The organism is Streptomyces sp. CNH287 (assembly GCF_000424825.1).
This window is the reverse complement of the sequence record NZ_AUKQ01000014.1, coordinates 138,403-153,443: the sequence shown is the minus strand read 5'-3', so window position 1 is coordinate 153,443 and position 15,041 is coordinate 138,403. Positions and strand designations below refer to the sequence as shown.

The window sequence follows — 15,041 nt, the reverse complement described above, 5'->3', positions numbered from 1 at the left end:
CGCGGGTACCTCCCGCCGGTACCTCTGAGCTACACGGAGGTGAGCGGCATGACGACCATTCCGATCAGCCCGCGTCCCACCAGCTCGCGGCGGCACGAGACGCGCGCCCTGCTGCGCGCTCATCTGGCGGCGGCCTCGGCCTACCGCCACGCCACGCGCCACTGCCCCATCTGCCACCGGCTGCTGCGGCTCGCCCTGGAGTCCGGGCCGGAGCCCGAGTGGGGCCCGCTGCCCGGCCCGTCCGGGGTGGCCCCGACGGGCAGCAGCGGGAGCACCATGACCGAAGCGGCCGATGCGGCCCAACAGACCGGCGAGGCCCGGGAGATGCCCGCAGAGGGCGCCACAGGGGCCGCGCCACGCCCCACTGCCGAGCGCGGGCCGGGAGATCCGGGCCCGGCCGCCGACCGCACAGCCGACCGCACCGGGGGCGGAAGCGAGATCCTCTAATATCGCGCAGCCGCCTATCGGGACAAGAGTTTCGTGATGTGACGGGAGTCACCGAATCAACCACCGACGCAGGGGAACTCACGGTTCCTCCAGGCTTCGTCAATTTAATATGTGAAATTTTACTATGCCCCTCAGTGCCACCCCGGCCGCCGCACAGCACCCCCCGGCGCCCGTGCGGCCCGCCCCGCGAGGCGTCGGCCCGGCACCCCGGGCAGCCGCGCGCGGGGCGCACGGCCGGCCTCCCGGCCGCCCCGACCCGCGCCTCCCCACCGCGCCCTGACACGCGAAATCGCGCTGAACCCGGCGGAGTTCAGCGCGATCGCGTGCTGCTGGCGTTGCTCGCCGTACGGTACGTACTCGCCGTACGGCTGGCGTCGATCCGAGGTGGGGGACCCCGGAAGACACCGGATTATGCGGTTATTTCGCTGTACTTCCTCTGATTTCAGACCTCGCTGCGCTGCTGCGGGATGCCCGCAAGGAGTGCGCGCACCTCCGCCTCGCGATAGCGGCGGTGTCCTCCGAGCGTGCGGATGGACGTGAGCTTGCCGGCCTTGGCCCAGCGAGTGACCGTCTTCGGGTCCACGCGGAACATGGTGGCAACCTCAGCCGGGGTCAGCAGCGGCTCGGCATCAGGGGTGCGAGCGGTCATGAGCGGCCTCCTCGGGAGAACCGAACCATCACGGTTCTTTCCTCTAAATTCTGCACCTTGACCCGCGTTGCCCGAAATGGTGCACGCGAGCCGAGTCGGTTATAGGACGAACGGCTTGTCCTCGGCACTACAACTACACCATCCGTCCAGCCACGTCGGCCAAACCGATGGAATTGCCCTCTCAGGTAGTCAACCTCGGCGGATGCCGATGGACCGGTCCATAGCGGACAGTTACCCCGCCATGACAATCAGTCACAATGGGGTCAGGTGTCACCAGATCCCACAAGAAGCGCAATACTGAACCAACTGAACTATCCGTCCTTTCCCGGACGGAAGGAACCCCTCCGGACTCCTTGTCCTATTTTGACATGAGGGGTAGCTCTGAGTGCAAGGCCCTGAAACGTGCTGTCCGTCACGCTTGGGAGGGGTTGCGCGGGATTGATCTGAGTTGAACAGCCTTGAGCCAATGGCCCGGTTCAGGGAGAACATCCCCGAATCCGGCCCCTTCGCCGCCTGTCGCCCACCGCCTGCCGTCCGTTCGCGACTCAGTTCGCGAACTGGAGTTCGCGCACCGCGCGCCAGCGATCCGTCAGCCGCTCGTACGCCTCCCCCGCCCGGTCCGCGTCCCCCTCGCGCAGCGCCGTGATGCCCTCCGCCACATCCGCCGCGGAGTGGTCCTCGGCGAGCTGGGACTCGGGGATCACATGGGAGAGACCGCCGTAATCCAGTTCGACGAGTGACCGCGGATGGAACTCCTCCAGCCACCGCCCCACGTCGACCAGACCCTCGACGAGCGGCCCCTCCTCCAACTCCTCGCGGATCACCTTCAGCCCCCGCGCGACTCGTCGGCGCGCCTGGACCATCGGTGTGCGATAGCGGAGAACGGACTGCTGAACGCTCTCCTCACCGCTTTCCGGCTTCGCAAACTCCCTTTCCGCGTCCGCGAAGAGGACGAACCAGCGCACCGGCACGTGCCACAGCGCCGTACGAATCCAGGGCCGCGCGTCCGGGTTCCGCTCCCGCCACTGCTCGTAGTCCGCGGCGGCCTGACGCCGTACGACCGGCGGCAGGGCCGCGTCCAGGACCGTGCGCGGCAGATCGACCTCCGTGGGGCCCGCGGTGCCCACCGAGGCCGACAGCGCCGTCAGCGCCTGCCAGCCGCGGAGCCTGGTGCGCCACGGGCAGACGCAGGTGACGCCGTCGATCTCGGCGACGAACGCCTCCGCGCTCTCCCGCACCGGCACCACGACCGGCGGAACCGGCAGCAGATCGGCAAGAGCGCGGCGCAACTCGTCCTGGGCCGTGGGCATCCGGTCCCGTTTCGCGTACCGCGCCCAGTGCGCACGCTCCGGCTCGGGGAAGGCCGCCAGCGGCTCGTACACCCGCAGGTAGGCCGCGTACGGGACGACTGCCGCCGGACTCTGCGCCACGCCCACTCCTCCGTCCTCCCACCGGTACGACCGGCGGGAAATCTGCCTACCCAGATCGTGGCACTGAGACGATCCCCTCCGCACCGCAGGTCTACGCTCAGGGGCATCAGGCCCCACCACCGGGCACCCGGCCACAGACGGGGAGCACGGCGGGGGGCACCCGACGCGACCTACAGGAGTCACCACCGTGACTGACGTACGTCCCTCGCCCGTCAGCGCCGACGAGCCGCCCGCCACCCCCAACACCGCCAGTACCGCGAACAGCGCGCTGCACACGCTCTTCCGCACCGAGCAGGGCGGCCACGAGCAGGTGCTGCTCTGCCAGGACCGCGAGAGCGGCCTGCGCGCCGTGGTCGCCATCCACTCCACCGCGCTCGGCCCCGCCCTCGGCGGCACCCGCTTCCACCCCTACGCCAGCGACGAGGAGGCGCTGCACGACGCGCTCAACCTCGCCCGCGGCATGTCGTACAAGAACGCCCTCGCCGGGCTGGACCACGGCGGCGGCAAGGCGGTGATCATCGGGGACCCGGAGACGCTGAAGTCCGAGGAGCTGCTGCTCGCCTACGGGCGGTTCGTGGACTCGCTGGGCGGGCGCTACGTGACGGCCTGCGACGTGGGCACGTACGTACGGGACATGGACGTCGTCTCGCGCACCTGCCGCTGGACGACCGGCCGGTCGCCGGAGCAGGGCGGCGCGGGCGACTCCTCGGTGCTGACCGCCTTCGGCGTCTTCCAGGGCATGCGCGCCAGCGCCCGGCACCTGTGGGGCGCGCCCACCCTGCGCGGGCGCAAGGTGGGGGTGGCCGGGGTCGGCAAGGTCGGGCACCACCTGGTCGCGCACCTGGTGGAGGACGGCGCGGAGGTCGTGGTCACCGACGTGCGGGAGGAGTCGCTCGACCGGGTGCGCGCGGCGCACCCCGAGGTCGCCGTCGCCGCCGACACGGACGCCCTGATCCGCACCACCGGGCTGGACGTGTACGCGCCGTGCGCCCTGGGCGGGGCGCTGGACGACGAGACGGTGCCCGTGCTCACCGCGAAGGTGGTCTGCGGCGCGGCCAACAACCAGTTGGCCCACCCCGGCGTGGAGAAGGACCTCTCCGACCGGGGAATCCTCTACGCGCCGGACTACGTGGTCAACGCGGGCGGGGTCATCCAGGTCGCGGACGAACTGCACGGCTTCGACTTCGCACGTGCCAAGGCGAAGGCGACGATGATCCTGGACACCACGCTGGCCATATTCGAACGTGCGGAGGCGGACGGCGTACCGCCGGCCGTGGCGGCCGACCGGATCGCGGAGCAGCGGATGGCGGACGCCCGGTAATCCGGCGGCCCGGACACCCGGCCCGGCCCGCACCGGTGACACTGCGTGCCGGGCCGGGTCACAGCCGTGCCCCGGCGCGAGAGTCTCGTCACCCACCCCCCGGGCGGGTCCGCCGATGTGCGGAAGGTAAAATCCCGATTGACCAGGGAAAAACTGGTCAAGGGACGCAACGGCGACCTGCCGTGTCGTGTGGGTGACGTACCGCCCGGCGGCGGAAGCAGGTACCGTTGAACACCTACGGACCGGTCTCTCAGCCGAGAGTCCGCAAGTCCGGTCTGAAACATGAACGCGTGTCAAGACTCTGGGGCCGTCGAGCCCCGTCGTTGAGGGGGTCGAGCCATGGGGCGCGGCCGGGCCAAGGCCAAGCAGACGAAGGTCGCCCGCCAGCTGAAGTACAACAGCGGCGGGACGGATCTGTCACGTCTGGCCGAGGAGCTGGGCGCATCGCCATCGAATGAGCCGCCGAAGGGCGAGCCTGTCGAGGACGATGAGCTGGATGACGACCCGTACGCACAGTACGCGGATCTGTACAACAGCGATGAGGAGGATGACGACGATCAGCCGTCCGACTCCCCGTCGCGACAACGCCGCGCCTGACGCGGCGCACGAAGGCATCGGCCCGGTCCGGCATCCGCCGGACCGGGTTCTGTGCTGCTCCGGCACGCTCACCGCGCGGTCCCTCAGCGCGCATGGTCCCCGGTCAGGGTGACCGCCGCGCCGTCCGCGCCGCGCTCGGTGATCTCACCGGCCACCCAGGCGCCGACCCCGCGCTCGCCGAGCGTGTGCAGCGTCGCCGCCACCGACTCCTGCGGCACCACGGCGATCATGCCGACGCCCATGTTCAGCGTCTTCTCCAGCTCCGGCCGCGCCACCCGGCCCAGCTCGCCGACCAGGTCGAAGACCGCGCCCGGCGCCCACGTGGCCCGGTCCACGCGGGCGTGCAGCCCGTCCGGCACCACCCGGGCCAGGTTGTTGGCCAGCCCGCCGCCGGTGATGTGCGAGAAGGCGTGCACCTCCGTCGTACGGGCCAGGGCGAGGCAGTCCAGCGAGTAGATCTTGGTGGGCTCCAGCAGCTCTTCGCCCAGGGTGCGGCCGAACTCCGCCACCTGGCGGTCCAGCGCCCAGCCCGCGCGGTCGAGGAACACGTGCCGGACCAGTGAGTACCCGTTGGAGTGAAGTCCGGAGGACGCCATCGCGATCACCACGTCACCCGTACGGATACGATCCGGGCCGAGCAGCGCGTCCGCCTCGACCACGCCGGTGCCCGCGCCCGCCACGTCGTACTCGTCCGGGCCGAGCAGCCCGGGGTGCTCGGCGGTCTCGCCGCCCACCAGCGCACAGCCGGCCAGCACACAGCCCTCGGCGATGCCCTTGACGATCTGCGCGACCCGCTCCGGGCGCACCTTGCCGACACAGATGTAGTCGGTCATGAACAGCGGCTCGGCCCCGCACACCACCAGGTCGTCGACGACCATGGCGACCAGGTCGTGGCCGATCGAGTCGTGGATGTCCATGCGCTGCGCGATGGCGACCTTCGTACCGACCCCGTCCGTCGCGGAGGCCAGCAGCGGGCGCTCGTAGCGCTTGAGCGCGGAGGCGTCGAAGAGCCCGGCGAAGCCGCCGAGGCCGCCCAGGGACTCGGGGCGCTGGGCCTTCCTGACCCACTCCTTCATCAGGACGACGGCGCGGTCGCCCGCCTCGATGTCGACTCCGGCGGCGGCGTAGCTGGCGCCGGGCGGCTCCGGCGCGGTGGGCTCAGTCATGGCGGGTTCTCTCGTCACGGTGTCAGGGGCGGATCGGACCTGGAAGGGGACGGCGGCGGCGCCGGAGAGGCACGGACGGCGGGCCCGCCCGGCCCCGGACGGGGCGTCCCCGGACAGGCCCTAGGGCCGGCGCAGCGCGTCCGCGCCGCCCGGGCCCGCGGTCAGCGTCGGCACGCCGTCCACGTCGGCCTGTGCGGGTGCCTGGGCCTCGGTCTCCAGCAGGTGCTTGCCCAGCAGCTCCGGGTCCGGCAGCTCCATCGGGTACTCGCCGTCGAAGCAGGCCCGGCACAGATCCGGCTTGGCTATCGTGGTCGCCGCGATCATGCCGTCCGTCGAGATGTACGCGAGCGAGTCGGCGCCCAGCGACTTGCCGATCTCCTCCACGGTCAGACCGTTGGCGATCAGCTCCGCGCGGTTGGCGAAGTCGATGCCGAAGAAGCAGGGCCACTTGATGGGCGGCGAGCTGATCCGCACGTGCACCTCGGCGGCGCCCGCCTCGCGCAGCATCCGGACCAGGGCGCGCTGGGTGTTGCCGCGGACGATCGAATCGTCGACGACGACCAGCCGCTTGCCCCGGATGACCTCCTTGAGCGGGTTCAGCTTGAGGCGGATGCCCAGCTGCCGGATCGTCTGGGACGGCTGGATGAAGGTCCGGCCGACGTAGGAGTTCTTGACCAGCCCGCTGCCGTACGGAATCCCGCTGGCCTCGGCGTACCCGATCGCGGCCGGGGTGCCGGACTCGGGCGTGGCTATGACGAGATCGGCCTCGGGTGCCGGGGCCTCGGCGGCCAGCCTGCGGCCCATCTCGACGCGGGAGAGGTAGACGTTGCGGCCCGCGATGTCCGTGTCGGGGCGGGCGAGATAGACGTACTCGAAGACGCAGCCCTTGGGCTTCGCTTCCGCGAAGCGGCTGGAGCGGAGGCCGTCCTCGTCGATCGCGACCATCTCCCCCGGTTCTATCTCCCGGATGAAGGAGGCGCCGCAGATGTCCAGCGCGGCCGTCTCGGAGGCGACCACCCAGCCGCGCTCCAGCCGGCCGAGAACCAGCGGGCGAATCCCCTGCGGGTCGCGGGCGGCGTACAGCGTGTGCTCGTCCATGAAGACGAGCGAGAAGGCGCCCTTGACCTGCGGCAGCACCAGCGGCGCGGCCTCCTCGACGCCGAGCGGCTTGCCGTCGTCGTCGGTCTGGCCCGCGAGCAGCGCGGTGACCAGGTCGGTGTCGTTGGTCGCCGCGACCTGGGTCGCGCGGCCGTTGCGCCGGTCGGCGAGGGTCGCGACGAGTTCGGCGAGCTGGACGGTGTTGACCAGGTTCCCGTTGTGGCCCAGCGCGATGGAGCCGTGCGCGGTGGCCCGGAACGTGGGCTGCGCGTTCTCCCAGACGGACGCGCCGGTCGTCGAGTACCTGGCGTGTCCGACCGCGATGTGGCCCTGGAGGGAGCCCAGCGAGGTTTCGTCGAAGACCTGTGAGACCAGGCCCATGTCCTTGAAGACGAGGATCTGCGAGCCGTTGCTCACCGCGATGCCCGCGGACTCCTGACCGCGGTGCTGCAACGCGTACAGACCGAAATAGGTGAGCTTCGCGACCGCTTCTCCCGGGGCCCAGACTCCGAAGACGCCGCAGGCGTCCTGGGGACCTTTCTCGCCGGGGAGCAGGTCGTGGTTGAGTAGTCCATCACCACGTGGCACGTCTTCGAGTCTAAGGGCACGGGCGCGGGTGCTCCGAATCGGGTAGGCCCCATGCGCTTCCCGCAGGGCGGGTCGCCCCGCCGGCCCGCTCCGCGGGGCCGGGGGCACGGGGGGCGCCGGAGGGGCTCACGTACCGGTGCGGCGCGCGGGGGCGGGCCTGTGCGGGGGTCGCCGCCGAGGCTGGCCCGCCGACCCGCCGCGCGGGCCGGGGCGTCCTCAAACGCCGGACCGGCTGTAACTCACGCACCCAGGGGGCGAGGCCCGCACGGAGACCACCGCCAACGCTGACCCGCCACGCGGGCCGGTGCGGCTTCGGGCTGGAACCTACACATCGTGCACGGACGTCGGTGGCGCAGGGTTGTGCTGGGAGGTCAGGTCAGGAGGGGGAGGTACGGGGACAGGTCGGCGCGGGTGCCGCTGGCTGTGATGTTGCCCTCGTCGAGGGACTCGGCCCACCCCGTGCGGCCCGTGGCGAGGCGGAGCCAGGTCAGCGGGCCGGTCTCCACCACGTGCGGCGGGGTACCGCGGGTGTGCCGGGGCCCGGCGACGCACTGGGTCACGGCGAACGGCGGGACCCGTACCTCCACCGTGCCGCCCGGCGCCTTCACCGCGAGCGCGTCCACGAGCAGCCGTACGGCGGCGGCAAGGGCCTGGCGGTCCAGGGGGACGGGCAGGCCGGTGGCGCGGGCGAGGTCGTCGGCGTGCACGACCAGTTCCACGAGCCGGGTGACCGTGAAGTCCAGCGCACGCATCGCGCCGAAGGCGTGCGGCAGCAGCAATTCGGGCCGTACTGCCGACTCCAGCACCGGTTCCAGCGCGGCGACGGCTTCGTCGATCCGGGCGGCGGCGTCCGCCGTGTCCGCTGCCTGCTCGCGGACGTCCTCGTCCAGCGCGCCCGCCGGCGTACCGGTGGACAGCGCCCAGGTCGACAGGTCCACCTCGGGTGTCCGCGCGGCGGGTTCCGGCAGGGCCAGCAGCCGGGGCAGCGCGTCGATCTGGCGGGCGATGTGGACGAGCAGCCGGTGGACGTCCCAGCCGGGCAGCCCGGAGGGCAGCGCCCGCTGCTCGGGCCCGCACCGGTGCGCAGCCACGGCCAGGGCCTCCACCTGCGCGATGAGCGCCGCACGGACGCGGGCGGCATCGTAGATACGCGGCTTGCTGCGGTTCGCGGGCGGCATGGCGGGAGTCTACGATCCCGCCCTGGCACGCCCGCGCCGCCGCACAGACGTACGGCGGCGCGGGTGCCCCGGCGGGCGCTCAGGCGAGCAGCGCCGGGATGGTGCGCTCGTGGGTCTCGCGCAGCTCGCTCAGCGGGATGCGGAACAGGCCCTGCACCTCGATCGCCGCCGCGTCCTCGCCACCGTCGGTGCCGTCGCCCTCGGCCGCCTCCGTGCCGTCCACCACACCGATGCGGGTGGCGGGCAGCCCGCGTGCCCCGCACATGTCGTTGAACCGGACCTCCTCGCTGCGCGGGATCGCCACGATCGCGCGGCCCTGCGACTCGGAGAAGAGGAAGACGAACGGGTCGATGCCGTCCGGCACCACGATGCGCGCGCCCCGGCGGCCCTGGAGGCAGGACTCGCTGAGGGCCTGGATCAGCCCGCCGTCGCTCAGGTCGTGCGCCGCGTCGGCCATGCCGTCGCGGGAGGCGGAGATGAGGATCTCGCCGAGCAGCCGCTCGCGCTCCAGGTCCACGGTGGGCGGCAGGCCGCCGAGGTGCCCGTGCGCCACCTGGGACCAGGCGGAGCCGCCCAGTTCCTCACGGGTGTCACCGAGGAGGTAGATGAGCTGGCCCTCCTCGGCGAAGCCGCTCGGCGTACGGCGGGCCACGTCGTCGATGACGCCGAGCACGCCGACCACCGGGGTGGGGTGCACGGCGTTGTCGCCGGTCTGGTTGTAGAGCGAGACGTTGCCGCCGGTGACCGGCGTGCCCAGCACCTGGCAGGCGTCGGCCAGCCCCCGGCACGCCTCGGCGAACTGCCACATGGCCGCCGGGTCCTCCGGCGAGCCGAAGTTGAGGCAGTCGGTGATCGCGAGCGGCTTCGCGCCCGTCGTGGCGACGTTGCGGTACGACTCGGAGAGCGCCAGCTGCGCGCCCGCGTACGGGTCGAGCTTGGCGTACCGGCCGTTGCCGTCGGTTGCCAGGGCGACGCCCAGGCCGGTCTCGGCGTCGATGCGGATCATGCCGCCGTCCTCCGGCTGCGCGAGCACCGTGTCGCCGAGGACGTAGCGGTCGTACTGGTCGGTGATCCAGGACTTGGCGGCCTGGTTCGGCGAGCCGAGCAGCGCCAGTACGGCCGCGCGCAGTTCGGCGCCGCCGCTGGGGCGGGGCAGCTTGGCCGGGTCGTCGGCCTGGAGCGCGTCCTGCCAGGCGGGGCGCGCGTACGGGCGGTTGAGCACCGGGCCGTCGTGCGCGACGGTGCGCGGCGGCACGTCCACGATCTGCTCGCCGTGCCAGTAGATGCCCAGCCGGTCGCCGTCGGTGACCTCGCCGATGACGGTGGCGATGACGTCCCACTTCTCGCAGATCTCCAGGAAGCGGTCGACCTTCGAGGGCTCCAGGACGGCGCACATGCGCTCCTGCGACTCGCTCATCAGGATCTCCTCGGGGGAGAGCGTGGAGTCGCGCAGCGGTACGACGTCCAGGTCGACGCGCATGCCGCCGGAGCCGTTGGACGCCAGCTCGGAGGTGGCGCAGGAGAGCCCCGCCGCGCCCAGGTCCTGGATGCCGACGACGAGCCGCTCCCGGAACGCCTCCAGGGTGCACTCGATGAGCAGCTTCTCCTGGAACGGGTCGCCGACCTGGACGGCCGGGCGCTTGCTCGGCTTGGAATCGTCGAAGGTCTCGGAGGCCAGGATGGACGCGCCGCCGATGCCGTCGCCGCCGGTGCGGGCGCCGTAGAGGACCACCTTGTTGCCGGTGCCGGAGGCCTTGGCCAGGTGGATGTCCTCGTGCTTCATGACGCCGACGCACAAGGCGTTGACCAGCGGGTTTCCCTGGTAGCAGGAGTCGAAGACGACCTCGCCGCCGATGTTGGGCAGGCCCAGGCAGTTGCCGTAGCCGCCGATGCCCGCGACGACGCCGGGCAGCACCCGCCGGGTGTCCGGGTGGTCGGCGGCGCCGAATCGCAGCGGGTCCATGACGGCGACCGGGCGGGCGCCCATCGCGATGATGTCCCGCACGATGCCGCCGATGCCGGTGGCCGCGCCCTGGTAGGGCTCGACGTACGAGGGGTGGTTGTGCGACTCGACCTTGAAGGTGACCGCGTACCCCTGGCCGACGTCCACGACGCCCGCCTGCTCGCCGATGCCGACCAGCATGGCGTCCGAGGCCGGGGCCTTCTCGCTGAACTGCTTGAGGTGCACCTTGCTCGACTTGTACGAGCAGTGCTCCGACCACATCACCGAGTACATGGCCAGCTCGGCGCCGGTCGGGCGGCGGCCGAGGATTTCCCGGATGCGGGCGTACTCGTCTTCCTTCAGGCCGAGTTCGGCCCACGGGAGGTCGGTGTCCGGGGTCTGCTCGGCGTGCTTGACGGTGTCCAGGCTGTGCATGAGGGCTCGCTCGCTCCGCTCGCTCACGATGAGGCGACCAGGGTCTTGAGTACCGAGGTGAAGAATCCGAGGCCGTCCGTCGTCGGGCCGGTCAGGGCTTCGACGGCGTGCTCGGGGTGCGGCATGAGACCGACCACGTTCCCGGCCTCGTTGGTGATTCCGGCGATGCCGCGGTAGGAGCCGTTCGGGTTCGGGCCCGCATAGCGGAAGACGACCCGCCCTTCGGCCTCCAGGGCGTCGAGGGTGCGCTCGTCGGCGACATAACCGCCCTCGCCGTTCTTCAGCGGGACGGTGATCTCCTGCCCCTGCTGGTAATCCGCCGTCCAGGCGGTGTCGGCGTTCTCGACACGCATTCGCTGGTCGCGGCAGACGAAGTGGAGATGGTCGTTGCGGGTGAGCGCGCCCGGCAGCAGATGCGATTCGCACAGCACCTGGAAGCCGTTGCAGATGCCCAGGACCGGCATTCCCGCGCGCGCCTGTTCGATGAGCGTCTCCATGACCGGCGAGAAGCGGGCGATGGCGCCGCAGCGCAGATAGTCCCCGTAGGAGAATCCGCCGGGCAGCACCACGGCGTCCACGCCGTGCAGCTCCTTGTCCCGGTGCCAGAGCGCGACGGGCTCGCCGCCGGCGAGGGCGATCGCGCGCCGGGCGTCGCGGTCGTCCAGCGACCCGGGGAAGGTGACGACGCCGATCCGGCCGAGGCCCGCGCTCACGCCTGGGCTCCCGCGCCCTCGGGCGCGGCACTGCCGGAGACCGCCGCCTCCGCCCCGGACGGGGTCTCCAGGCGGACGGTGTAGTCCTCGATCACGGTGTTGGCGAGGAAGGTCTCCGCCATCTCCCGGACGCGGACGAGGAGGGCGTCGTCGACGGGCCCTTCCACTTCGAGTTCGAAGCGCTTGCCCTGGCGGACATCGGCGATGCCTTCGAAGCCCAGCCGGGGCAGTGCACGCTGCACCGCCTGTCCCTGCGGGTCGAGGATCTCCGGCTTCAGCATGACGTCGACTACGACGCGAGCCACGGGTACTCCCGGTGATGTGGGGTGCTGGTGGGGGCTGCCGACCGCTGGCGGTCGAACCCCGGAGAGCTTGCTGCTCCGGTCGCCAGGGTACCCGGTTACGGGATCTACGCGGGTAGATATACTGTTCCCGGCAAATCGGAGCCGCCTGACTCTGGGAAAATGGCAGCGAAAAAAGTATCGTCCAGATTGCGGCAAGACACGCGAGAAGTAGCGCGAGCTGGCATATCCTCGCCTCGCAATAAGATGCCGACGCCGGTGCAAAAGAAATGTCATTGATCACAATCAACCGGATCGCCCGTATTCCCTCACGTGTCAACGCGACGCGGCGCGGGGTAACCCGCAGGGCGATCCATACCGAAGGGCCGATATCCGTGGCGCAGCGCGTAGTGGTCTCACTCTCCGACGACATCGACGGCGGAGACGCGACGGAGACGATCGCATTCGGGCTGGACGGCCGGTCGTACGAGATCGATCTCAGTACGGCGAACGCGAAGAAACTGCGAGGAGCCCTGGAGCCTTTCGTGGAGGCCGGTCGCAAGCGGTCGAAGTCCGGCAAGACCTACCACCGGACGGCGGTCGCCCCCGATCCGCGCGCGGTGCGGGCGTGGGCCGAGTCCAACGGCTTCAAGGTGCCGCCGCGCGGCCGTATCCCGAAGAAGGTCTACGAGGCGTTCAACGCGGCGCGGTGACGCCGGGCACCGCAGCGGTCGTCGCCCGCGCGCCCCGGAGTACGGGGCAGGCGCGGCAGCCGCCCGCGTGCGCCGGGCGCCGGGCGGGCGCCGGACCCGCGCTCCGGGGCGTGTCCGGGTCCGGCCCGGTGCGCCCGGGAGGGGCCCGTCCGGACCGCTCGGCGGAGCCAACTTGCCAGCACCCCCCGGCGATCGGCTAGAGTTTGGCTCACGCCGCGAGGGAAACCCGCAAGGGACTTCACGAAGCGTGCGGGTGTAGCTCAGTAGTAGAGCGCCCCCTTTCCAAGGGGGAGGCGCAGTGTGCAATCCCTGTCACCCGCTCCGTCTGCTCAACCAGTCCTCGGGATCGGGTAGAGTAGCTGTCGCACCGCTCGGTGAAAGCCGAGTGGCGGCATGCGGACGTAGCTCAGCTGGTAGAGCGCAACCTTGCCAAGGTTGAGGTCGCGAGTTCGAACCTCGTCGTCCGCTCAGTACGAGAAGGGCCCGGTCGAATCGACCGGGCCCTTCTCCTGTGCCCTCACTCCGGTCCGCTTCCCCGTCTCCCTCCGCGCGCATGACGTTTGTCATTTCAGTCCGTGACAGCACGCACTGCCCGCGTGCCCGGCGGCGCGGAAGCCTGGTGGCATGGATACGACGAGTGCCACGGCCGCGATCGAGGTCGAAGACCTGAAACGGAGTTACACGGACGGCTTCGAGGCCGTCCGGGGTGTGTCCTTCGCCGTGCCCCAGGGGGAGATCTTCGCGCTGCTCGGGACGAACGGCGCGGGCAAGACCTCGACCGTCGAACTGCTGGAGGGACTGGCCGCGCCCAGCGGCGGACGGGTGCGCGTACTCGGCCTCGACCCGTACACCCAGCGCGCCGCCGTACGTCCGCGCACCGGGGTGATGCTCCAGGAGGGCGGCTTCCCGTCCGACCTGACGGTCCGCGAGACGGCCCGGATGTGGGCGGGCTGTACGACGGACGCCCGGCCGGTCGAGGAGGCGCTCAGCTTCGTCGGGCTGGCGGGCGGCGGTGGCGGCGGCGGGGGCACCAGCCGGGAGAACGTACGGGTCAAGCAGCTGTCCGGCGGCGAACGGCGCCGCCTGGACCTGGCGCTGGCCCTGCTGGGCCGGCCCGAGGTGCTCTTCCTCGACGAGCCGACCACCGGAATGGACCCGGAGGGACGGCGGAACACCTGGGAGCTGGTGCGCCGCCTGCGCGACCAGGGCACCACGATCCTGCTGACCACCCACTACCTGGAGGAGGCCGAGCAGCTCGCCGACCGGCTGGCGATCATGCGCCGGGGGCAGATCATCACCGCCGGCACCACGGCAGAGGTCACGGCACGGCGGCCGTCGCGTATCCGCTTCACACTGCCGGACGGGGTGCCGCCGTCGCGGCTGCCGCTGGCCCTGCAGGCCGGGGCCGCAGGCCACGAGGTGGAGATCCGCACCGAGCGGTTGCAGCACGATCTGACCGAAGTCCTGCTCTGGGCACGCGAACACGAGGTCGAGGTGTCCGGACTGGACGCGCGCTCGGCCTCCCTGGAGGAAGCGTTCCTGGACATCGCGCGGACGGACACCGGTTCGCACGCGGACACGGAGGTACCCGCATGACCACGAAACTCGCCGCGGAGGACGCGCCGCCGCACGCGACACCCCCCACCACGCGGAGCACCACGCGGACCGCCGCCGGACGGCTGCGCGCGCTGGGACGCGCCGAGCTGACCCTGCTCCTGCGCAACCGGGCTGCCCTCTTCACCGCCCTGGTGGTCCCGCTGTCCCTCACCGTGGCGGTGAAGTCGACCGTGGACGGCATGGACCTCTCCGGCACCGGGCTGACCGTGGGGACGGTCATGCTGCCGGGGGCCCTCGGCTTCGTACTGCTCTTCGCGGTCTACTCGAACCTGGTCGGCACCTACGCCGCGCGGCGCGAGGAACTCGTCCTCAAGCGACTGCGCACCGGCGAGCTGCGCGACACGGAGATCCTGCTCGGTGCCGCGCTGCCCTCTCTCGTGATCGCGCTCGTCCAGTGCGTCCTGGTGGCGGTCAGCGGCGCCCTGATGCTGGACCTCTCCGCGCCGGAACAGTCCGGGCTGTTCCTCCTGGGCCTGCTGCTGGGCCTCGCCCTCATGGTGGCGGCGGCCGCCGCGACCGTGGTCCTCACCAGGTCGGCGGAGGCCGCGGCGCTGACGCCGATGCCGCTGATGATGGTGTCCTTCCTGCTCTCCGGGGTGTTCGTGCCCCTGGAGGTACTGCCGGACAAGGTGGCCACCGCCGCCGCCTGGCTGCCGATGAGCCCCGTCATGGAGCTGCTGCGCGGCGGCTGGACCGGCGCTCTGGACGCGGGCGAGGCCCTGCGCGCGCTGGTGCTGGCCGCATCATGGGTGGGGGTCTCGGTGTGGGCGGTGCGGAAGTGGTTCCGCTGGGAGCCTCGGCGCTGAGCACTGAGCGCGGGGAGCGGGAAGCGGGGAGCGGGAAGCCGGAGCGGGAGGGCTGCTCGG

General features: G+C 71.4%; 14 protein-coding genes and 2 tRNA genes. 8 read left to right on the top strand and 8 right to left on the bottom strand.

All coding sequences use genetic code 11. From position 1 onward, the window contains the following. Positions 1–48: 48 nt before the first annotated feature. Positions 49–447, top strand: a complete 399-nt coding sequence (locus H299_RS34470; protein ID WP_051262518.1) for a DUF6274 family protein — start codon at positions 49–51, stop codon at positions 445–447. Positions 448–889: 442 nt separating this feature from the next. On the opposite strand, the gene bldC is transcribed toward H299_RS34470, so the two are convergent. Together bldC and H299_RS0115790 are read right to left on the bottom strand one after the other, a co-directional pair. Continuing rightward, a complete protein-coding gene (gene bldC / locus H299_RS0115795) occupies positions 890–1,096 on the bottom strand; it encodes a developmental transcriptional regulator BldC (protein ID WP_027749187.1) in 207 nt (68 codons plus the stop codon). A 545-nt stretch (positions 1,097–1,641) separates the two neighbouring features. Next, positions 1,642–2,526 (bottom strand): DUF8083 family protein, encoded by an 885-nt coding sequence (locus H299_RS0115790; RefSeq protein WP_027749186.1) that lies wholly within the window; start codon positions 2,524–2,526, stop codon positions 1,642–1,644. A gap of 187 nt (positions 2,527–2,713) precedes the next feature. On the opposite strand from H299_RS0115790, the gene H299_RS0115785 reads away from it, so the two are divergent. Both H299_RS0115785 and H299_RS0115780 read left to right on the top strand, forming a co-directional pair. Next, positions 2,714–3,847, top strand: a complete 1,134-nt coding sequence (locus tag H299_RS0115785) for a Glu/Leu/Phe/Val dehydrogenase dimerization domain-containing protein (protein WP_078512774.1) — start codon at positions 2,714–2,716, stop codon at positions 3,845–3,847. 339 nt (positions 3,848–4,186) lie between these two features. Beyond that, positions 4,187–4,444 carry a DUF3073 domain-containing protein gene (locus H299_RS0115780; RefSeq protein WP_027749184.1) on the top strand — a complete coding sequence of 86 codons (258 nt, stop codon included), beginning with the start codon at positions 4,187–4,189 and terminating at the stop codon, positions 4,442–4,444. Positions 4,445–4,527: 83 nt separating this feature from the next. On the opposite strand, the gene purM is transcribed toward H299_RS0115780, so the two are convergent. From purM to purS, 6 genes are all read right to left on the bottom strand, one after another. Continuing rightward, entirely contained in the window at positions 4,528–5,610 is a 1,083-nt protein-coding gene (gene purM / locus H299_RS0115775; RefSeq protein ID WP_027749183.1) for a phosphoribosylformylglycinamidine cyclo-ligase, read from the bottom strand. A gap of 120 nt (positions 5,611–5,730) precedes the next feature. Next, positions 5,731–7,296 carry an amidophosphoribosyltransferase gene (gene purF / locus H299_RS0115770; protein ID WP_027749182.1) on the bottom strand — a complete coding sequence of 522 codons (1,566 nt, stop codon included), beginning with the start codon at positions 7,294–7,296 and terminating at the stop codon, positions 5,731–5,733. Between the two features lie 371 nt (positions 7,297–7,667). Continuing rightward, complete coding sequence (locus tag H299_RS0115765) at positions 7,668–8,474, bottom strand: maleylpyruvate isomerase family mycothiol-dependent enzyme (protein ID WP_027749181.1); 807 nt, start codon at positions 8,472–8,474, stop codon at positions 7,668–7,670. Positions 8,475–8,553: 79 nt separating this feature from the next. Next, positions 8,554–10,851 (bottom strand): phosphoribosylformylglycinamidine synthase subunit PurL, encoded by a 2,298-nt coding sequence (gene purL, locus H299_RS34465; protein WP_037759205.1) that lies wholly within the window; start codon positions 10,849–10,851, stop codon positions 8,554–8,556. A gap of 23 nt (positions 10,852–10,874) precedes the next feature. Beyond that, positions 10,875–11,564: a phosphoribosylformylglycinamidine synthase subunit PurQ gene (gene purQ / locus H299_RS0115755; RefSeq protein WP_027749180.1), complete on the bottom strand. Its 690-nt coding sequence runs from the start codon at positions 11,562–11,564 to the stop codon at positions 10,875–10,877. After that, positions 11,561–11,869, bottom strand: coding sequence for a phosphoribosylformylglycinamidine synthase subunit PurS (gene purS / locus H299_RS34460; RefSeq protein WP_037759203.1), 309 nt, complete (start codon positions 11,867–11,869; stop codon positions 11,561–11,563). The genes purQ and purS overlap by 4 nt, the downstream gene beginning before the upstream one ends. Before the next feature lie 371 nt (positions 11,870–12,240). Here purS and H299_RS0115745 point away from each other — a divergent pair, with 371 nt between their 5' ends. The 5 genes from H299_RS0115745 (at position 12,241) to H299_RS0115725 (ending at position 14,981) form a co-directional block, all read left to right on the top strand. Continuing rightward, on the top strand, positions 12,241–12,558 hold the full coding sequence (locus H299_RS0115745) for a histone-like nucleoid-structuring protein Lsr2 (protein WP_027749179.1): 318 nt from the start codon (positions 12,241–12,243) through the stop codon (positions 12,556–12,558). Between the two features lie 249 nt (positions 12,559–12,807). Beyond that, positions 12,808–12,879: transfer RNA gene (locus tag H299_RS0115740), tRNA-Gly, on the top strand. Between the two features lie 74 nt (positions 12,880–12,953). After that, positions 12,954–13,026: transfer RNA gene (locus tag H299_RS0115735), tRNA-Gly, on the top strand. Positions 13,027–13,182: 156 nt separating this feature from the next. After that, complete coding sequence (locus H299_RS0115730; RefSeq protein ID WP_037759201.1) at positions 13,183–14,154, top strand: ABC transporter ATP-binding protein; 972 nt, start codon at positions 13,183–13,185, stop codon at positions 14,152–14,154. Further along, the gene (locus tag H299_RS0115725; RefSeq protein WP_051262517.1) at positions 14,151–14,981 is read left to right on the top strand and encodes an ABC transporter permease; all 831 of its coding nucleotides are present in this window, start codon (positions 14,151–14,153) and stop codon (positions 14,979–14,981) included. Before H299_RS0115730 ends, H299_RS0115725 begins: the two co-directional genes overlap by 4 nt. The last annotated feature ends 60 nt before the right edge of the window (positions 14,982–15,041 follow it).